A 19,489-nucleotide genomic window follows, 5' to 3' on the forward strand; every position below is an offset into this window, starting at 1 on the left:
GTCACCAGCACACACGCCGGAGAAACTATACGCAGCAGGGCAAGTTACGACTTTTCCCCGCTTTTCTCAAGAATCGCGCGAATACGCCGCACCCCCGCCGCACTCGACTGTTCCTTTTGAATAGAAAACCGCCCGAGCTGCCCGGTACGTGCTACATGTGGACCGCCACACACTTCCCGAGAAAAAGTTCCTATGGAGTACACCTTTACAGTTGATTCGTATTTCTCACCAAACAACGCCACGGCACCAGAATTCATCGCATCTTCGAGCGACATCACTTCACAGCACACCGGCAAGTCTGCCCGGATCTGCTCATTCACCAACTGTTCCACCTGCACCTTCTCCTGCGCACTCATCGGTCTTGGGTGAGAAAAGTCGAAACGCAGGCGTTCTGCCGTAATATTTGAGCCTTTTTGCTGCACGTGCGTACCAAGAACCACTCGCAATGCCTGGTGCAGCAGATGCGTCGCCGTGTGGTACGCTGTCGTTTCCGCTGAATGATCAGCCAACCCACCCTTAAATACTCGCTGTGCACCGATCCGAGAGCACGCCTGGTGCGCCTGAAACGCGGTGTCAAACCCTGCACGGTCCACCCGTAAACCCGATTCACGCGCAAGTTCCTCGGTCAGCTCAAGGGGGAATCCATACGTATCGTATAGCCGAAAGGCAACTGACCCAGGTATTTCTCGCTCTGTCCCCTGTAAAAACTTGGGTATCATCCTCTCGTACTCTGCCTCACCCTTCCTGAGGGCGTCGAGGAACTTACGTTCCTCGTTTGCAAGCTCCTGCGCAATACACGTAGCTTTCTCTTCCAGTTCCGGGTATACCGCAGCGTATTGCCCAATCACCACGCGCGCGAGGGAGGACAGGAACTCCCCATCGATACCGAGCTTCCTTCCGTGGCGGACTGAACGGCGAATGATTCTGCGCAGTACGTAGCCTGCACCCACGTTAGATGGGCGTACAGGGACAGGATCGCCGAGGATAAAAGTGGCCGCACGGATATGATCGCATACAATCCGCATGGATACGTCGTGCGCTCCCTGACACCCATACCTCTTCCCACATAACTGACCTATCCGCTCCAGGAGCGGGGTAAAGATCTCCGTATCATACACTGACCGCTTGCCCTGCAAAACCGCGACGGTGCGTTCAATACCCATACCGGTGTCCACACAATAACGTTCAAGCGGCCGGTACCTGCCGTCTGCGTCCTTACGATACTGCATGAACACGTCATTCCAAATCTCTACGTACTTGCCGCAAGAACATCCCGGACGACAGCTCACACTGCAAGGAGGAACTCCAGTATCAAAGAATATCTCGGTATCCGGACCACATGGCCCTGTTTCCCCCGTAGGTCCCCACCAGTTATCCGCACGTGGTAAAAAATGAATATGGGTGCGCGCGATACCAAGTCGTTCCCAGATAGCGGCAGATTCCTCATCACGCGCAACAGCCTCATCCCCTGCAAAAACAGTCACCGAAAGCCGGTCAGGGGATATGCCGAGCCATGGAGCACCAGTAAGAAATTCAAAGCTGAACGCGATTGCCTCCTCCTTGAAGTAATCGCCCAACGACCAGTTACCCAACATCTCGAAAAAGGTCAGATGCGAGTTATCGCCCACCGCATCGATGTCACCGGTGCGCAGACACTTTTGCGCATTGACCAAGCGGGTACCAGCCGGATGTGGCTCACCCATAAGATAGGGAACCAACGGATGCATGCCAGCAGTAGTAAAAAGCACGGTAGGATCGTGCTCGGGCACAAGGGACTTACCCGAGATAACCACATGAGCCTTCTGGCTAAAGAAGGCGAGATAACGCGAGCGTAGCTGATCGGCGCGAATAGGAATGCTCATGGAGGGTATTATCGCCTTTTCCCTGCTGCGGTCAACATCTGACCCTAAACGGGAAAAAGAAACGGGGACTCTCTGAGCAACCTTGCGACAAGATCCTTGACAGAATTCGCACACACCTCTAGCCTCTCGCAAGACAGTTTCGCACCCTTAAAAAATATAAGGAGCACACACATGACCACGTCTATTGTGATCGGTGTTGTCCTTGTTACTGTCGGTTTAACCTTCGGATGGACCATTCGCTGGCTCTACGCCAGATTTCACTTATCCGCCTGTGAGCAACGTGCAGAACGTATCCTCCAGGAGGCACAAAAAGAAGCTGAATCCAAAAAGAAAAGCATTCTCCTTGAAGCAAAAGAATATGTCCTTCGCGAAAGAAATCAGCAGGAACGAGACGACAGAGACCGAAGAGCTGAGCTGCAGCGTGCAGAGCGACGCCTTCTTCAAAAAGAGGAAGCCCTCTCTACGCGCGCGGGGGAGCTTGATTCTCGAGAACGATCGCTAAAACAGCGGGATCAGTCCCTCTGTCAAGAAGAGGCCCGCTATCGCCAGGAGCTCGAGCGTGTCTCTGGCCTCACTCAGAATCAGGCACGGGATCTCATCATCAAAAACCTTGAGAACGAGGCGAAGCACGACGCACAGGCTCTCATCAACAAGATAGAGGAGGACGCGGCTTTGAACGCTGAGCGTCGCGCGCGCGACATCCTCGTTACTACCATGCAGCGTATTACTGCTGATGTCACCGGTGATGTGACCGTCTCTACGGTGAATCTACCCAGTGAAGAAATGAAAGGACGCATCATTGGGCGCGAGGGACGTAATATCCGCGCGTTAGAGACACTCACTGGTGCTGACGTTGTCGTAGATGACACACCTGAAGCTGTCGTCATTTCCTGTTTCGACCCGGTACGCAAAGAGATTGCGCGCATCTCTCTTGAGCGTCTTGTACTTGACGGTCGAATCCATCCGGCGCGCATTGAGGAAATTGTGCAGAAGGTGACGCAGGAAGTTTCTCAAAAAATCTATGAGGAAGGGGAGAAAGTGCTGTTTGACCTCGGTATTCACGATATGTGTCCCGAGGGGGTACGGGCACTGGGGCGCCTGTATTTCCGTACAAGCTACGGACAGAATGTACTCTACCACTCAAAGGAGGTGGCTCTGCTCGCTTCCATGCTCGCCTCGGAAATCGGCGCAGATGTTGCCATTGCCAAAAGGGGCGCGTTGCTGCACGATATTGGCAAGGGAGTGGAAACTGATTCAGACCGCAACCACGCAGAAATTGGTATGGAGATGGCTCGCAAAATGAATGAGGACCCGCGAGTGGTAAACGCCGTTGGTTCTCACCACAACGACATAGAGCCGTGTTGTGTTGAGTCTTGGCTCGTTCAGGTAGCTGATGCTATCTCTGCTGCGCGTCCTGGTGCTCGGCGTGAAATGGTGGATCACTACGTCAAGCGTCTAGAAAACCTCGAGGCGATTGCTGAGGGGTTCTCGGGTGTAGAGAAAGCCTACGCTATTCAGGCCGGGCGCGAGTTGCGTGTTTTAGTGAACAACGATAAAATCCCCGACAGGGACGTGAAGGCACTTGGACGTGACATCGCAAAGAAAATAGAGAGCGACTTGAAGTATCCTGGGCGTATCCGGGTCACTCTTATTCGAGAAACGCGCGTCGTGGAGTATGCCCGCTGAGCCTCAGGGAGAGGGGAGAGAGTGCACGGGCGTCCGTGCAGGTTTGCATCGGCTGCAGTGACTCTCCTACCTCCCTATTCTAGTCCGGCGATATTGGTCAACAAGGCACATGGGAGTATCATGGCACAACAGCGTATTACGTCTGATATCTTTGCTCAGCTGCTCACCCTTTCTCACCTCGAAAGCAGCGAGTGTGCAGTAGGACTTGCAACACAGATCGAGGACATTATCCAGTATTTTTCCGTTGTAGAACAGTTCGACCCCGGTCCACGCGACGATCCTGACACGGATAACGCACAAGGCCGTTGCTCCCAGGGGAATAAAATTGACGTGGACTGCTGCCCGGACTGGGTACGCAAGGATGTCGCATTACCTGGTCTTTCCGTTCACGATCTCAAGCGGTTGTCCACAGAGTTTGCTGACGGTTACTTTCGCGCACCGCGCGCGCTCGATGGTAGCGCATAAATGGACGCGCATGCTATTACCTGTGCAAGCTGGAATATGTTAAAGGCTCAGCTTGAAGCCGGTGCAATCAGCTCTTTGCAGATTGTGCGTGCGTTTCGCAACGTATACGAGGAAGACACACGCAGCGCGTCCCCGCTTGGGGCTTTGGTCGAGTTTTTCTCTGATGCGGAGGAGCACGCGCGTACGGCAGACAATCTCCGTGCCTCGTGTGCCCAGAGTACTAAAACAGCTGGAGCAAACGGGGGGAGTGTCTCAGGTAAGCCTTTGTTAGGTCTACCCTTTGCTGTCAAGGACAATATTTCAGTGAAAGGAAAGCACTGCACGTGTGGCAGTAAACTCCTTGCAGACTATAGGGCTCCGTACGATGCCACCGTTGTTGCGCGCCTGCGCGCCGCAGGTGCTATCCCGCTCGGGAGAACGAACATGGATGAGTTTGCTATGGGCTCTTCCACCGAGTATTCTGTTTATGGGCCGACGCGTAATCCTCGGGATCGGAGCCGCACCAGCGGGGGAAGTTCCGGCGGTTCGGCTGCCGCCGTCGCAGGCGGTCAGGCACCGTTTGCACTCGGTACCGAAACGGGAGGCTCGGTACGCCTGCCAGCTGCTTACTGCGGCCTCTATGGCCTGAAGCCGACCTATGGTCTCTTGAGTCGATATGGGGTGGTTGCCTTTGGCTCCTCTCTAGACCAAATCGGCTTTTTTGCTACCTGCATTGACGATATTGCCCTCGCCCTCTCCGTCACCTCAGGGAAAGACCTGTACGACAGCACGAGCACTTGCCCCCCTCCTGCGACGGGGCGACACGCTGTGTCTCACCATCTTGCCCCTTTTTCTGCCCACGAGTGCTCTATCCTGCGTGCTGCTGTTCCCCGCGAATTAGTAGATGCTCCTGGCGTGCATCCTGACGTGTCTGCGCAATTTCAACGCTTCCTCACCTGGCTGCGTGCCCAAAACGTACAGGTAGAAGAAGTGACGCTTCCTGCACTACAGGCGGCAGTGCCTGTATATTATCTTGTCGCGACAGCTGAAGCCGCCAGCAATCTTGCGCGTTTTGACGGTATTCGCTACGGGCAGAGGGGAGACACTGATGCTCTTTTGGAAAATTACTACCGCGCCGTCCGTACCTCAGGCTTTGGACCCGAAGTACAGCGAAGGATCATTGTGGGGAATTATGTTCTTTCACGCCATTTCTCCGGTGATTATTACCGAACGAGTGTGCGCGTACGTTCGCGTATAGAACAAGAATGTACGCAGCTCCTCTGTTCCTACCACTTTATTGTTTGTCCTACTGCCGCTACCGGTGCCTTCCCGCTTGGAGAACGCATACATGACCCGCTGGCCATGTATTGCTCGGATTTATTCACCACCTTCGTTAACCTTGCCCGCCTACCGGCGCTATCAGTACCAGTGGGAACATCAGGCACTGGCCTACCCATCGGAATACAGATTATCGGTTCTCAGTGGCAGGAGTGTGCCGTTCTCCGGCTAGCAAAACGTTGGGAGGAGGCACCTCATGTCTGACCTCCAAACAGGCACAGTTCCCTCCATTGCAGGCGCCACAGATGACACACATGCCGCACCCTTTTTCTACGAGGTAATTATTGGCTGTGAAATTCATTGTCAGCTTCTAACAAAGACCAAAGCTTTCTGTGCCTGTGCAAATCGCTCAGGAGGAATGCCGAATAGCCGTGTGTGTCCTGTGTGTCTTGGGTTGCCAGGAGCGTTGCCCGTTGTGAGTGAAGAGTACGTGCGGCTCGGGGTGCGCGCCGGACTTGCGTTGGGGTGCACTATCCAGCTTTGGTCCGCTTTTGATCGCAAGCACTATTTTTATCCAGATCTCCCAAAGGGTTATCAAATTACCCAGTACGACGCTCCCTTGTGTACGGATGGTGCAGTGGATGTACAGGGAGTTGACATGCCCGTGCAGCGGCGTGTCCGTATTGAACGGATACATTTGGAGGAGGACGCAGGCAAAAGCCTGCATGCTGCAGACGCTTACAGCTATATTGATTTCAATCGTTGTGGGGTGCCGCTCATTGAAATTGTATCTAGGCCGGATCTGCGCTCTGCAGAGGAGGCCGCATGTTTTATGCAGACGATCCGCGAGATTCTCACCTTTATCGAGGTAACGGATGGTAATTTAGAAGAAGGCGCACTGCGATGCGACGCGAATGTTAATGTGAGGATTCTGTACAAAGGGCAAGAACACCACACTCCCATTTCTGAAATCAAAAATATGAACTCGTATCGTATGGTGCGGGACGCGTGTACGTATGAGGTACAGCGTCAATTGCAGGAGTTTTGGCAAAAGGGTCCTGCGAGCAAAGAAGAGATGCAGAGAAAACGCACGATGGGCTGGGATCCGGTCGAAGGGGTTACGCTTTTACAGCGTACAAAGCACTCACTGCGCGATTATCGTTTCATGCGCGATCCAGACTTACCTGACCTGCACTTGACCCCTGCATATGTCCAGCATCTCTCTTACACAGTCGGGGAACTTCCGGCAGCGCGGCGTGCACGTTTCAAACTTGACCTTGGCTTGTCGGCGTTTGCAGCCCAAACGCTTACCGGCAGCCGCATGCTCGCAGACTGGTTTGAGAAGGCAGCGCATGCGTCTAAGAATGCGCGACGAGTGGCAAACTGGATTCTGTCGGAGGTTCTTGCGGTAGTAAACGAGAAGAATATCTGCATTGCAGAGCTCAATCTGAGTCCTGAAGCAATTGCCGAACTAATGGATGCAGTTGAAGATCAGCGCATTACCGGAAAACAAGCAAAGGATATATTTGCACAAATGCTTGCCACCGGTGCGCGAGCGCAGGACATTATCTCCGCACAGGGTCTGGCACAACTTTCAGATGAGGAAGAAATCGCAACGTTAGTGCAGACGGTGTTTCAAGAACATCCAAAGGCACTGCGTGATTGGCAACACGGTAAGACAAACGTGGCTGCCTGGCTCATGGGGCAAGTAATGAAGCGTTCCCGCGGGCGCGCACACCCTGCGCGAGTGGCGACGCTCGTCCACCAAGCACTCTCTCAGCTGTAACAGCTGGAAAAACTCCACGGAAGAGCGGCGGTCTCTCTTTCAGCATACGCCCGGCCCGGCTCACGCCAGGAGAAGAAAGACGCACCAAAGGGCTACTACGCCTTCGCCTTGCTAAATATCTCCGCAATTGTCTGTGCGAGCGTACCCACCACCCGTAGGGTATAAGGAGGCGGTGTGTCGTGTTCAACCCCTATAGGTACATATATCGTTGAAAATCCCAGACCATACGCCGTCTTTAGCCGCGTCTTTAGCCGACGCACAGGTCGAATTTCTCCTGATAAACTTACCTCACCGATAAACGCGGCATTTGTTTTCACTGGGGTGTTTTGCCGCGCTGAATACAAGGCCATTGCCAACGCCACATCCACCGCAGGCTCATATAACCGGATACCCCCTGCCACATTCACGTAGATATCCTGATCTGAGAATTTCAAACCCACACGTTTCTCAATTACCGCTGCAACACGACTGACGCGGGCCGAGTCGATACGATCAGAAAAAACGCGCGTAACACTACTTTTTGCAGGAACGGTCAATGCCTGTATTTCTACCATAAAAACACGGCTCCCCTCACACACGGGCACAGTTGCAGACCCAACAGGAAACATTCCCTGCCTGGTACTAATAAAAAATCCTGCAGTGTCCTGCACAGCGGAAAGTCCATTTTCACCCATGGTAAAAATACCCAGCTCATCAACAGAACCAAATCGATTTTTCAATGCACGTAAAAAACGAATATCCTCTTCATTCCGTTCAAAAGAAATCACAGTGTCCACCATATGTTCCACTACTTTTGGCCCGGCAATATTCCCATCTTTCGTTACATGCGCAGTAAAAAAGAGAACAGAGTCCCGTTCCTTTACCCACGCTATCAACTCATTTGCGCAATATTTCAGCTGATTGATAGTCATAGGAATGGCACCTGCTTCGGGGGAAAAAACTGTCTGAATCGAATCAACAATAACGAAGGTAGGGCATCGTGTATTTAAAACACGCTCGACATCCTCGACCCGCGTCGCACAAAGCAACTCGATGTTCTGAATTGGAATATTCAGCCGATCCGCACGCCCACGAATTTGCCCCGGAGATTCTTCACCCGAAACATAGAGAACCGATTTCCCGCAGGCTGCAGCGATTTGTAACAGTAATGTAGATTTACCAATGCCCGGTTCCCCGCCAATCATGATCGCGGAGCGTCTTACGGCGCCTCCGCCGAGGACACGATCGAACTCTGCGATACCACAACTAATACGCTGCGCATCCTGCGCGCGCACAGCACACAGCGGGAACGCCTGTACAGGAGAAGAAGATGCCTTTTTTACAGCACGAACATCGCCGGAGGACAACGAGGGTGTCTCTTCGAAGGAATTCCACTCCCCGCACTCAGGGCAACGCCCAAGCCACTTAGGATGAACGTAACCACACCCCACGCAGGAAAAGGCACGTTCCGTCTTTTTAGCCACTCCATTTCTCTTACGTCAGAAAGAAAAAGCACTGCACGGCGGGCCGCTACGCACCCTCCGTTTCTACCGCAAGACAGCGACGAACGAGCGAAGGAGAAAATTGCCTCCGCTGCAATGCACGCTGCAACGTATGCGGCCCATATCCCCGCCTTCGCAGCTTCTCCAGCAACCTCAAGCAGAGCGTTTCTTCATCTTGCTCTTGAAACAAGAGATCTAACGCGCCTTCTGCATCTGCATGAGAAACCCCTCGCCTTTTTAACTCACCTAATAGCTGAGCACGGGACGCAGGACGGGAATCGACGCGGTTTCGCAACCACGCCCGCGCGAATCGCGTATCATCAAGCCAAGAATATCTTTTAAGAACCGGGAACACGCTCTCAACGACCCTCTTCTCAAAGCCTCTTTTCAAAAGCTTAAAACCCAGCTGCTGAGCACTCGTCTCACTCCGAGCGAGCAACCGCACTGCGACGCACTCAGCCTCATAACACCTACATGCAAAGCACACCGCCCCGTACTGCTCATCAGTGGGACGAGTACCCACCAACTCCTCTATCGGGCAGGAAAGCGCGCCAAGGTAACTCAAGCGAGTCTGCAGAACAGCACCCACCTCATCCGTAAGTTTAAGCACATCCTCCTGGAGGCTCTGGATAGCACAGAGACAAAAGCGCCTATCGCTTACTGAATTGAAATCTACGCCGTGCACCGCGCTGGCCATACTTCTTGCGCTCTACCATGCGAGAATCACGCGTGAGCAACCCACCTGCACGCAGCGAAGCCTGATTTGAAGCGTCAGCACGCACGAGAGCGCGCGCAATACCATGCGCACACGCACCAGCCTGCCCGTCAAGTCCGCCGCCATACACATTGACAATCACATCGTAACGCCGCTCGTTCGCGGTAGCGAAGAGGGGTTCGCGCACCCGACGCAATTGCTCCGCCGTAGGAAAATACGCGCCGACATCCCGTCTGTTGACGGTAACATTCCCGTTCCCCATACGGATACACACGCGAGCGACAGCCGTTTTCCTTCTCCCTGTTCCGATCCCAAGATTCTTCACGCTCTTTACCACTCCTTAACACGACAGCGGCACGGGATTCTGCGACTCGTGCGGATGCACAGATCCCGCGTATATCTTCACATTCTTGATAAGCTTGCGTCCCAAAGGCCCCTTGGGTAGCATACCCTTAACCGCGTGACGCAACGGTTCGACAGGCCGGCGCTTGACCAACGCGCTAAACGACACGCTCTTGAGCCCCCCAGGATAGCCTGAGTGGCGGTAGTACATCTTGTCCTTCGGTTTAGTCCCACTCAGGAACACCTTCTCAGCGTTGATTACCACAACGTAATCACCCATTTCCTGGTTTGGCGTGTACGATGCTTTATGCTTACCACGCAGGAGACACGCAACGCGCGCGGCAACACGCCCCAAGGGGCGCCCCGCTGCGTCAATCAGGTGCCAAGCGCGAACAGCCTCGCGCTCATTAACAAAGATTGTCCTCACCCCTCTGCTCCTTTATCCACACGCTCCGGTAGCTTGCGCGTGGGCGCACGATCACGCATGTTTGCCACCCCTACAAGGAGAGATATAAAACCAGCAAAAATACCGCCGACTGGCGCAGCACCACGCAAGAACCGCAGTGCATCCTGCGCCCACCCGAGACCACAACCGTACTCCATAGGGGAAAGAAGAGCGAAAACCGCCGCTCCCATCAGCAGCACACCAACCAAAACCGCGCCCACCACCGCCTCCCGCGCAAAATCTCCCGATCGTCTCATAAAAATCATTCTGTGTCAAGCTGCGCTAGCACAAAGACAGTTAGAATGCGTATACTCTCCAGATAGTTGCGGAAAACTTCCTGAAGAAACCTTCTGCTGAAAGAAATCAGCTAACTTGAACAAACGCTCAGTCCGCCTGATGATGGGCGCATAACGCATGCAAAGATTTGAAGACATTCCGTACACGCGGCCACACATGGACATACTCGAGCATGCCGTCGACGCGGCTCATGGGGAGTTCGCGCAGGCCCGTTGTGCACGCGATGCGTATGCGTCTATACTCGCCATAGAGGATCTCCAGCGCCAATATCTTACCGCACAGGCACTAGCGAACATGCGCTGTTCCATTGATACACGCAACACCTTTTACCGCAGAGAACAGGATTTCTTCGATGCTGTACATCCTCGCTTTGCCCGCTTAGATCATGCCTTCAACCAGCTGCTGCTTGCATCACCACAGCGCGACGGTCTTGAAAAACTTATTGGCACTCACCGCTTTACCCTTGCACGCCTTCAGAGCAAAACCTTCTGCTCGGAGATTATGGAAGACCTCGCAGAAGAAAATCGTCTCACCAGCGCCTATGAAACACTCCTCGCTTCCGCACACATTCTCTTCCGAGGCCACCACTACACTCTCGCCCAGCTGTCCCCCTTTATGGAACACACCGACCGCAACACGCGGCGCGACGCGCATGAGGCATACTATCACTTCTTTGCTCAACATGAATCGGAGCTCGATACCCTCTATGACACGCTGGTACGAGTGCGCACACGCATCGCACGCACGCTCGGCTATGACAATTACATCCAACTCGGCTATGACCGCCTGTTACGCAGCGACTACGATATGCAAGATATTGCGCGTTACCGCACCTACATCCTGCGCTACGCCGTACCCCTCGCTGCGGAACTACATGAACAACAGCGATCTCGACTTGGACTCAGTGAACTTCTCTTTTATGACGAGCCGTTGTACTTCCCTTCTGGAAATCCAGTTCCCCAGGGAGATGCACCCTGGATATTGAATCAGGCCGCTTGTATGTACCGCGAACTGTCCCCAGAAACAGACCAGTTCTTTACCTTTATGCGCGAGTACCACCTATTTGATGTCTGTGCACGTATTGCAAAAGCGAGCGGTGGATACTGCACAACCTTGAGCACATATCGTGCGCCTTTTATTTTTGCAAACTTTAATCGCACTGCACATGACGTGGAGGTTATGACGCACGAGGTGGGCCACGCCTTCCAAGCCTACCAACGCTATCGAGCGCGTCTTGATCCCTGTTTGGAAGCGTATGTGTGGCCCACGTACGAAGCGTGCGAGATCCCCTCAATGAGTATGGAATTTCTCACCTGGCCGTGGATGGGGCTCTTTTTTGGTGAACAGAAAGAACGCTTCTACCTGCGCCATTTAACACAGGCAGTGGAGCTTTTACCGTACGGGGCAGCTGTGGACGAATTCCAACACTGGGTGTACGCACATGCGGACGCTTCTGCCACTGAACGCAAGAAGGCGTGGCGCGCATTAGAAACTCAGTATTTACCTCGCCGTCGGTACGGAGGGCAGCACTACTTGTCCTGCGGGGGACTGTGGATGCGTCAAAGTCACATTTTCTGTATACCCTTTTACTACATAGACTACACGCTCGCGCAGATATGTGCGTTGCAATTTTGGGATCGCAGCCGCGTTGCATACACTCACCTTTCTACTCTCACCGGCGCGGCACCGTACGCCAGCATAACTCCTACTGCCTATGCGGAAGCCTGGCATGACTATTGCGTACTGTGCAGCCGAGGCGGCAGCGAACCGTTCATGCGTCTGCTTGCCACAGCGAATCTGCACAACCCCTTTGAGGAAGACACGTTTGTTTCAACACTCGCTTCCTGCCGTGCGTATTTTCGCACGGTTGGTGACCGCCTTTCCTAGGTCTATGAAAAAAGGGTAAAAGATGCCTCGCCAAAAAGAGAACTACCTGTCACCGTCCCCCGTGGTCGGGATTCTTCGTGACTGGGGAGTGCTGTGCACCTTACGCTTAAAGGGGAAACACATGAAGCTTGTCTACAGTACGGATTGCGAATACCACATTGGACTGAAAGCGTCAGACATCGGACACTATGTTATCTTACCGGGGGATCCTGCACGAAGCGAAAAGATTGCCCAACATTTTTCTCATCCTCACAAAGTTGGCCACAACCGCGAGTACGTCACGTACACGGGCACCCTCTGCGAAACACCAGTCAGCGTCATGTCCACCGGTATTGGGGGGCCGTCAACTGCAATTGGTGTTGAGGAGCTCATCCATTTGGGCGCACACACCTTTATCCGCGTAGGGACCTCAGGGGGCATGCAGCCTGATATTCTTGCCGGGACGGTAGTTATTGCAACCGGTGCGATTCGCTTTGAAGGCACCAGTAAAGAATATGCCCCCGTGGAGTTTCCTGCGGTGCCGGACTTTACGGTCACTGCTGCACTCAAACACGCTGCAGAAGACGTGCAGGTGCGCCACGCGCTCGGTGTGGTTCAGTGTAAAGACAACTTCTACGGTCAACACTCCCCCCATACCATGCCCGTCCATGCAGAACTCACGCAAAAATGGCACGCATGGATTGCATGCAACACACTCGCATCCGAAATGGAGTCTGCAGCGCTCTTTGTGCTCGGGAGCGTACGGCGCGTGCGCACCGGCGCAGTGCTCTTAGTCATTGGAAACCAAACCCGCAGAGCACAGGGATTGGAAGACATTCAAGTTCACGACACCGAAAACGCCATACGGGTTGCAGTCGAAGCGGTCAAATTACTCATCACCCAAGACTCCCCGCGCTAGGCGCACTGCAGTGCTTTAGGCAAAGTGTCGCGGATCGGTTATTTCTAACAGCGCGGAGTCAAGCTCGGTCAAAAAGCGGCTGGGCTTCATCGCCGTGTGTCGTCCCCACATTCTGCGGTACGCACACGCGGTAAGGTATAAGCTATCCATAGCCCGCGTGCAGGCAACGTACATCAAACGCCGCTCTTCCTGTATATCTGCTTCGTCATCACGCGGAAACACCCCGTTCTCTAGTCCGGTCAGAATCACCCGTCGAAACTCCAGCCCTTTTGTATTGTGAATGGTGATCAAGTGCACTGCGTCAGCCGCTCCTCCCTCGTCGGCCATATTTTGGTCCAATTGGATGTGTTCTAGGAAACTCACTAACCCCTCATGCGAACATGCATACAGTGACGCTGCGTTCATTAACTCCTGCACGTTGACCGCGCACTGCGTCCCTTCTTCCTCATCCTTCTGTCGATACCATTCTTCCAGCCCCGTGTGTTCCATTACCACAGAAACAAAGCGCGCAAGTCCTTCTGCATCGTGGGTGCGCTCCTCTACCGGCTCCTCAGGCGGCGCACTGGTGCGAGCTTCTTCTCCCGCTGCGGGGGCCTGTGGCATGCGTGCACGCAGCGCACGTAACAGCGACAGAAAGCTACTGACCTTTTGCCGCGCACGCGTGCCAAGCGCGGTCAGGTGGGTGGACTGGAGTGTGGTAAAATCAGTTATGGCTGCCTGCTGTGCACAGACAAACAATGCGTCTTGTGTCTTTTCTCCAATGCCCCGAGGCGGCTTATTCAGCACCCGCCGGAGGGCCAGTTCATCTGAGCCATTGACTATGAGCTGGAGAAACGCCAGCACGTCTTTTACCTCTGCGCGACTGTAGAATTTGAGCGTGCCGACAATGCGATACGGAATGCGATTCCGCAAAAAACACTGTTCAAAACTCAGCGACTGTGCATTTACCCGATATAAAATCGCCCAATCCGCGTATGGGATGCCGCGCGCACGCGCTTCTTGAATGAGGTGCACGCACAGCGCAGCTTCTTCATCTTGATTATTCAGCAAGAACAGGCGCGGCTTAGTACCTCCCGTGCGCTGGGCAATCAGCGCCTTTCCTAAGCGGTCTTGGTTTTTTTTCACTACCGAATCAGCAACACGCAGAATTGCGTCTGTGGACCGGTAGTTGTACTCCAGGCGGATAATCTGGGTATTTTGAAAGAACTCAGGGAAGGTCAAGATATTTTTTACCTCTGCTCCGCGAAAGCGATAGATGGACTGATCGTCGTCCCCTACCACACAAAGATAGGTGTGCGCACCGGTGAGCACCTGCAAGAAATGAAACTGCGCCACGTTTGAGTCTTGATACTCATCTACCATGACCACCTGCCACCGTGCATGCAGCTGTTCGGCGACGTCCTGGTGCTCACGCAAGAGCTGCACCGGAAGCATAATCAGATCCCCAAAGTCTACCGTTCCCATTTCGCGCATACGCCGATGGTAGCACGCATATGCGTGCGCAAACTGCCTGTCACCCAGAACGGCTCTGGCAGCGCATGCAGGAGCGGAGACACGCGCGTGCACTGACTCAAACGAGGCGCAGTCGAGCCCATAGTCCTTTGCCTGAGAAATTCCACGCGCGAGCATGCCTGCCCGACTGTGATCGCAATGAGGCAGGATTTTTGGCAAGAGTGCACGGACGTCATGGTCGTCATAAATACTAAAATGGGGGTTCAATCCCAGACGGACTGCATAGCGACGCAGGATCCACACCCCCAGTGCGTGGAAGGTACAGATAGTTGCCCCCTGCGCGGCAGACTCAAGCGCGCAGGCACGCGTGCGCATCTCACGCGCCGCTTTATTGGTAAAGGTTACTGCCAGAATCTGCTCGGGGCGAACCTGCCGGGAACGGATAAGATGGGCGATTTTGGTGGTGATAACGCGCGTCTTTCCTGAGCCTGCGCCGGCAAGGATAAGAAGCGGGCTGCCATAATGGCAAACGGCCTGACGCTGCGCCTCATTGAGCGCGCTCAGGTAGGATTCCACGCGCAGCCCTGCAACCGAAAACTGCCGCACCGCACCGAGTGCCACCGCGCCCGGGCGGCGCCCTGCACTGACGGCATGTTCCTTATTCTTCCAGGGCGGGGATGGGCTCTGCCATAAAGTCAGGCTCTGGTGCAACGGCAGCGGCGTGCGGCTCTGTAGAAGGAGCGGGATGCTCGTCCGCCCTGCGTGAGTGACTCACCGTCAGGGTGCGCCCCCGGTAAAAGAGGCCATTTAAACGGGCGATAACCGCTTCTGCCTCACCCGAAAGGACTTGGATAAAGGAATAGTGGTCGAGGATGCGGATGGTGCCGATGTGCTCGCGTGCAACATCGGCGCGCTGCATGAGCAGGGCGATGATGTCGCGCGGATAGATGTGCCGATTTTTTCCAATACTGATGAAGATGCTCGTGGTGTCCCCCGGGCAGAGGGCGGGGTAGTCGCGCGCTTTGCGCTCAAAGTCGCGCGCGCGGGCGGCGCTGGCAGGCGCGCTGGCGCAGGAAGGCGCGTGCGCGCTGCCGGTACGTATACCTTCCCGCGCTCCGGTGCGCCGCGTGCTGCCGGCGGTGGCGCCGGCGCGGCAGTGCGTGTGCGCCAGGTGTGCGGCCACGTATGAGCGCATGGAGAAGGGGACGCTCTTGCGAAAAAGGCGCCGATAGGCGTCGAGCACGCGGGGGTCTTCCTGCGTTTTTACGTTTCTGAGGATTTGTTGCAGAAATGCCTGGAATTTTTCTTGATCAACGCTCGATATTTTGGAGGATATTTTTGACATTCTCGCGCTCCCTGAGTTTTAAACGTTTCGTGCGCTCATAATGCGGTGCCATGAAAACGGGCACGTGCGCTGCGCTGCAGCGCGCGGCGCACGGGGCGATACAAAACTCCCTCTGCGCACTGAGAATTGCAAGTATAGCGCGCCCCCACCCCCCTGTCTACCTGAGGAGGGGGCGGGGCGTGCGGCGGTGACGCCACCCTGCGCCGGTTGGCCCCTTCTGGAGGGTGCTAGACACGGGCGGGGGGGGGGGTGTTGTAAAAATGAAATGGGTCGGGAGGGAACTGCACCGTGCAGTCTTTTTTTGTGCGGGCGCCGGGGCGCTGCTCCCGGGGTTTGGCGCACTGCCCGTTTTTTCTGAGCAGCTAGGCATTGCCCCGCAGGTAACTGGTCACGCCCAGCTGCAGTGGGGCATTAAGTTTAAAAAGAACCCTTCGGTGCAACCGAACGAGTACACGCACGGGTTTCGCACCACCAATGATTTGAAAATCTCGCTCCCCCTCGTGCCCAAGGCCACGCACCTGCGTCGCGGCGGGGCGCGCTCAGGCGTGTGGGCGGAGCTGCGGCTCAAGGACCTGACCGTTGATTTTGAATCCCCCAGGCCGGGGCAGGCCTTTACGCTCAAAAAACCCAAAGCGTCTTTTGAAGCAACGCTCCACTGCTACAACGCGTACCTGACCATTGGCAAGGACCCGAACTGCTTTATTAACTTTGCGCAGCTGTGGGACCCGTTCGTGACCAGCGACTACAAGCAGGAGGACGTGCGCTATGCGCCCGGCTTTGGCGGCTATGGGGGCAAGCTCGGCTACCGTGCGCAGGATATCGGCGGCAGTGGCATTGGGTTGGACGTGGGCTTGCTCTCGTTTGCGTCAAACGGTATGTGGGATAGTGGTACTGCGCACAGCAAGTACGGCTTTGGAGCAGACGCCACGCTTACGTACACGCACCACCGCGCTGAGCGCATCAAGATGGAGCTGGCGGGGAACGCCACGCTGGAGCCCCAATACACCACGGGGACTGAGCAGGGAAAAAACAATGAGCAGAAAAACCGCCTGCTGTGGAGCGCCGGCGGACGGCTGACGCTGACCCCGGGGTACGGGTTTCGGCTCGTGCTGGCGCTTGATGTGGGAAACATTCACCGGAGCGACGCGGATATAGGGAAGACGGTAAACGTGCAGGCCAAGGCGGCAGAAGCCGTAAGTGCAGCGGTAACCGAATTTTGGGCACAAGTGGCCCAGATAATGGCCAACGGTGGCGTCGGAGAGTTTTTTGTCAAAAAAGTGCGGGGCGCTGCCCTCATAGCGCAAGTGGCACTGGTGGTTTCCCATTTGGAAGGAAAACTCTCCAATCTACTTCAGAGCACACTGGGCCTGGGAGCGGTGGTAAACCAGCTCACCCAGGGATTCGCCGAGCTCCTTAAAAAGCCGGACCCGGCCATTGCGCTCGTCACGTTCTTTGCGTGGCTGCACCGCCTGCACGTGCACGAGTTGGGCGCTGACGCCTTGCTGAGCATGCAGTGGAAGTGGCTTTCTTCCGGCGCGTATTTTGCCACCGCCGGCGCCAATATGTTTGGCAAGCGCGTCTTTTCCAGGCAGCTTACAGACTACTTGGACTGCGCCGCATTCTTAAAATTAGAAACAAAGTCCGGCGACCCCTACACGCACCTGCTCACCGGCTTGAACGCGGGGGTGGAGGCGCGCCTGTACATTCCCTTCACCTACACCTCCTACGTAAACAACGGGGGCATCGATTACAAGAAGACTACAATGAGGGGGCCTATCAACCTGCCGGTCGTGGGCAAAACGTGGCTGAGCTATCAGATTGCGCTCGGCTCCCACGCCTGGCTCAAGCCGTACGCGGTGGTGTACGGAACCACTAACCGTTTCAACACCGACAAAGCTAACAATCTGCTACGCGAAAAGGCAATGCAGTACCACGTGGGGTTCACCGTTAGCCCAATAGAAAAAGTGGAGTTTGACGCCCGGTGGGAGCAGGGGCGGCTGGCCACCGCGCCGTACATGCTAATTACCGAAGATATTTCCTCAGATAAGCACTTTGGCACCTTTGTGTGCGGCCTTAAAATCGCGTGGTAGCGGGGCGCCGCCTGCGGACTGTCCCACCAGCGCCGTCTGCCGGCACGCGCGCGGGCGCGCCGGCGCGTTACTGCACGGCGTCTGCTTCGGGTTCAGCCGCGTCGGTGCCGTGCACGTACAGAAAGACGCCGTTCGGTAGACAGGCGTTCCACTCCCCCACCCGCTGCACCGGCGGGTGCGCGATGCACGTGCCGTTCGCGCACGGCGAGCGGCACACCCGGGCTGCCCCGGCGCGAATTTCAATTTCCGTTTCCCCCAGGGGGCCGCGCACCCGGATGACCCGTTCCTGATCGAGCGGGTACGTCCACCGCTGCGCCCCACACCGAATGTCGAGCGTCCGCGCTCCCCCCTGCATGCGGTACACAAAAAATCCGCTCCACGCCGTCAGTGCCAGCACCAGCGCCACGCAGCACCCGTCCAGCAGCGTCAGCCTTCCGCCGCGCGCGGCAGCCGCCCGATTCGGGGGAGAGGTGGAGGCACGCTCATTCTCGCCGCAGGCCACGCGTCCCCCCGTTAGCGCTCAAAATACGCACGCGCCTGCCGCGCCAGACGCCGCCGCCCGAGCATCCCCCGCACCCCGCGGGCAAAAAATACGTCCAACACTGCACGGGCGTGCTGCACCGCCGCATACCCACGCGCCACCAGCTCCTGCGGACGAGAAAAATCACTCTGGTCCCGCCGCGTTTCTACCCGCACACACGCGCTCGGGTAATTGCGCGCCTGCGTGGCAACCGCATGCGACGCACACGAAAGACTGCGCAGCAACACGTCAAACCCCGTCCGAAAGTCACTGAGCCCCAGCTGCTCAAACCGGTCAAACGTCACCGCCAGCACCGCGTCAAAACCCTGCGCGCGCGCAATCCACACCGGCGTGTTGTTCAATATACAGCCGTCCGCCAAATACACCCCCTCCTGCCGCACCGGCGCAAAAACACCCGGGTACGCACACGAGGCGCGCAATGCACGGGCAAGCACCCCACTGGAGAGCACAACCTCCGCGCCCGTACACAGATTGACCGCATTGCACAAAAACGGAATTTTACAATCGTGAAAGGATTTCCCCCCCGTCACCCGCGTCAGCAGCGTGGCAAACTTTTCTCCCGAATCAAGCCCCAGCCCCCGCACGAGCGTGTTCAAACTCACCCCCAGCTGCACCAGCTTGCCCAAGCGTTGAAACGCAGCCCGCGCCCCCCACACCATCCCCGCCTCAACGCACGCAGAGGGATCCCGTGCATTCACATAGTCTGAAATAACAAAATCACGCTGAAAAAACGCCTCCATCTCCCGCACCGACATCCCCAGCGCATAGAGCGCCCCCACCACCGCACCCATAGAACATCCTACGACACATTGCGGCGGCGGAACCTGTAGCGCTTCAAGCGCCTTGAGCACCCCAATGTGGGCAATTCCCCGCGCACCACCACCTGAAAGAACGAGCGACCACTTCACGTGCGGTCATTATGAGCGTTTTCCTCCCTGCT

17 protein-coding genes are annotated in these 19,489 nt (G+C 55.7%); 7 read left to right on the top strand and 10 right to left on the bottom strand.

Features of this window, described 5'->3' with window-relative positions; translation table 11 throughout:
• Positions 1-44 precede the first annotated feature (44 nt).
• The gene (locus TPANIC_RS05020; RefSeq protein WP_010882461.1) at positions 45-1,862 is read right to left on the bottom strand and encodes an alanine--tRNA ligase; all 1,818 of its coding nucleotides are present in this window, start codon (positions 1,860-1,862) and stop codon (positions 45-47) included.
• A 171-nt stretch (positions 1,863-2,033) separates the two neighbouring features.
• On the opposite strand from TPANIC_RS05020, the gene rny reads away from it, so the two are divergent.
• The 4 genes from rny (at position 2,034) to gatB (ending at position 7,056) form a co-directional block, all read left to right on the top strand.
• Entirely contained in the window at positions 2,034-3,548 is a 1,515-nt protein-coding gene (gene rny, locus TPANIC_RS05030; RefSeq protein ID WP_010882462.1) for a ribonuclease Y, read from the top strand.
• A gap of 120 nt (positions 3,549-3,668) precedes the next feature.
• The gene (locus tag TPANIC_RS05035; RefSeq protein WP_014505682.1) at positions 3,669-4,013 is read left to right on the top strand and encodes an Asp-tRNA(Asn)/Glu-tRNA(Gln) amidotransferase subunit GatC; all 345 of its coding nucleotides are present in this window, start codon (positions 3,669-3,671) and stop codon (positions 4,011-4,013) included.
• Positions 4,014-5,534, top strand: coding sequence for an Asp-tRNA(Asn)/Glu-tRNA(Gln) amidotransferase subunit GatA (gatA, locus tag TPANIC_RS05040; protein ID WP_010882464.1), 1,521 nt, complete (start codon positions 4,014-4,016; stop codon positions 5,532-5,534). It abuts the gene before it with no gap.
• Entirely contained in the window at positions 5,527-7,056 is a 1,530-nt protein-coding gene (gatB, locus tag TPANIC_RS05045; protein ID WP_010882465.1) for an Asp-tRNA(Asn)/Glu-tRNA(Gln) amidotransferase subunit GatB, read from the top strand. Before gatA ends, gatB begins: the two co-directional genes overlap by 8 nt.
• 95 nt (positions 7,057-7,151) lie before the next feature.
• Here the strand turns inward: gatB and radA are convergent, their stop codons facing one another.
• The 5 genes from radA to TPANIC_RS05520 form a co-directional block, all read right to left on the bottom strand.
• The gene (radA, locus tag TPANIC_RS05050) at positions 7,152-8,519 is read right to left on the bottom strand and encodes a DNA repair protein RadA (RefSeq protein ID WP_010882466.1); all 1,368 of its coding nucleotides are present in this window, start codon (positions 8,517-8,519) and stop codon (positions 7,152-7,154) included.
• A 46-nt stretch (positions 8,520-8,565) separates the two neighbouring features.
• Positions 8,566-9,060, bottom strand: coding sequence for a recombination regulator RecX (gene recX, locus TPANIC_RS05055; protein ID WP_010882467.1), 495 nt, complete (start codon positions 9,058-9,060; stop codon positions 8,566-8,568).
• Positions 9,061-9,187: 127 nt separating this feature from the next.
• Complete coding sequence (gene rpsI, locus TPANIC_RS05060; RefSeq protein WP_010882468.1) at positions 9,188-9,577, bottom strand: 30S ribosomal protein S9; 390 nt, start codon at positions 9,575-9,577, stop codon at positions 9,188-9,190.
• 15 nt (positions 9,578-9,592) lie between these two features.
• On the bottom strand, positions 9,593-10,021 hold the full coding sequence (rplM, locus tag TPANIC_RS05065; protein ID WP_010882469.1) for a 50S ribosomal protein L13: 429 nt from the start codon (positions 10,019-10,021) through the stop codon (positions 9,593-9,595).
• On the bottom strand, positions 10,018-10,305 hold the full coding sequence (locus TPANIC_RS05520; protein ID WP_013945579.1) for a hypothetical protein: 288 nt from the start codon (positions 10,303-10,305) through the stop codon (positions 10,018-10,020). Before TPANIC_RS05520 ends, rplM begins: the two co-directional genes overlap by 4 nt.
• Positions 10,306-10,453: 148 nt before the next feature.
• On the opposite strand from TPANIC_RS05520, the gene TPANIC_RS05075 reads away from it, so the two are divergent.
• Together TPANIC_RS05075 and udp are read left to right on the top strand one after the other, a co-directional pair.
• Entirely contained in the window at positions 10,454-12,223 is a 1,770-nt protein-coding gene (locus TPANIC_RS05075) for a M3 family oligoendopeptidase (RefSeq protein ID WP_010882470.1), read from the top strand.
• A 121-nt stretch (positions 12,224-12,344) separates the two neighbouring features.
• Positions 12,345-13,121, top strand: a complete 777-nt coding sequence (gene udp / locus TPANIC_RS05080; protein WP_010882471.1) for a uridine phosphorylase — start codon at positions 12,345-12,347, stop codon at positions 13,119-13,121.
• A gap of 15 nt (positions 13,122-13,136) precedes the next feature.
• Here the strand turns inward: udp and TPANIC_RS05085 are convergent, their stop codons facing one another.
• Positions 13,137-15,149 (bottom strand): ATP-dependent helicase, encoded by a 2,013-nt coding sequence (locus TPANIC_RS05085; RefSeq protein WP_010882472.1) that lies wholly within the window; start codon positions 15,147-15,149, stop codon positions 13,137-13,139.
• A gap of 82 nt (positions 15,150-15,231) precedes the next feature.
• Positions 15,232-15,918, bottom strand: a complete 687-nt coding sequence (locus TPANIC_RS05090; protein ID WP_010882473.1) for a DbpA RNA binding domain-containing protein — start codon at positions 15,916-15,918, stop codon at positions 15,232-15,234.
• Positions 15,919-16,178: 260 nt separating this feature from the next.
• Between TPANIC_RS05090 and TPANIC_RS05095 the strand changes: the two genes are divergently transcribed.
• Complete coding sequence (locus TPANIC_RS05095; protein WP_014505688.1) at positions 16,179-18,008, top strand: major outer sheath N-terminal domain-containing protein; 1,830 nt, start codon at positions 16,179-16,181, stop codon at positions 18,006-18,008.
• A 67-nt stretch (positions 18,009-18,075) separates the two neighbouring features.
• On the opposite strand, the gene TPANIC_RS05100 is transcribed toward TPANIC_RS05095, so the two are convergent.
• Positions 18,076-18,510 (bottom strand): NusG domain II-containing protein, encoded by a 435-nt coding sequence (locus TPANIC_RS05100; protein ID WP_010882476.1) that lies wholly within the window; start codon positions 18,508-18,510, stop codon positions 18,076-18,078.
• An 11-nt stretch (positions 18,511-18,521) separates the two neighbouring features.
• The gene (locus tag TPANIC_RS05105) at positions 18,522-19,457 is read right to left on the bottom strand and encodes a patatin-like phospholipase family protein (RefSeq protein WP_010882477.1); all 936 of its coding nucleotides are present in this window, start codon (positions 19,455-19,457) and stop codon (positions 18,522-18,524) included.
• Positions 19,458-19,489: the final 32 nt, after the last annotated feature.

The organism is Treponema pallidum subsp. pallidum str. Nichols (assembly GCF_000410535.2).
In the GTDB taxonomy this organism is placed as follows: Bacteria; Spirochaetota; Spirochaetia; order Treponematales; family Treponemataceae; genus Treponema; species Treponema pallidum.

Coding starts and splice junctions, on each gene's coding strand:
- TPANIC_RS05020 (WP_010882461.1), bottom strand. CDS start 1,862: ATGAGCATTCCTATTCGCGCCGATCAGCTACGCTCGCGTTATCTCGCC.
- rny (WP_010882462.1), top strand. CDS start 2,034: ATGACCACGTCTATTGTGATCGGTGTTGTCCTTGTTACTGTCGGTTTA.
- TPANIC_RS05035 (WP_014505682.1), top strand. CDS start 3,669: ATGGCACAACAGCGTATTACGTCTGATATCTTTGCTCAGCTGCTCACC.
- gatA (WP_010882464.1), top strand. CDS start 4,014: ATGGACGCGCATGCTATTACCTGTGCAAGCTGGAATATGTTAAAGGCT.
- gatB (WP_010882465.1), top strand. CDS start 5,527: ATGTCTGACCTCCAAACAGGCACAGTTCCCTCCATTGCAGGCGCCACA.
- TPANIC_RS05520 (WP_013945579.1), bottom strand. CDS start 10,305: ATGATTTTTATGAGACGATCGGGAGATTTTGCGCGGGAGGCGGTGGTG.
- TPANIC_RS05075 (WP_010882470.1), top strand. CDS start 10,454: ATGCAAAGATTTGAAGACATTCCGTACACGCGGCCACACATGGACATA.
- udp (WP_010882471.1), top strand. CDS start 12,345: ATGAAGCTTGTCTACAGTACGGATTGCGAATACCACATTGGACTGAAA.
- TPANIC_RS05090 (WP_010882473.1), bottom strand. CDS start 15,918: ATGTCAAAAATATCCTCCAAAATATCGAGCGTTGATCAAGAAAAATTC.
- TPANIC_RS05095 (WP_014505688.1), top strand. CDS start 16,179: ATGAAATGGGTCGGGAGGGAACTGCACCGTGCAGTCTTTTTTTGTGCG.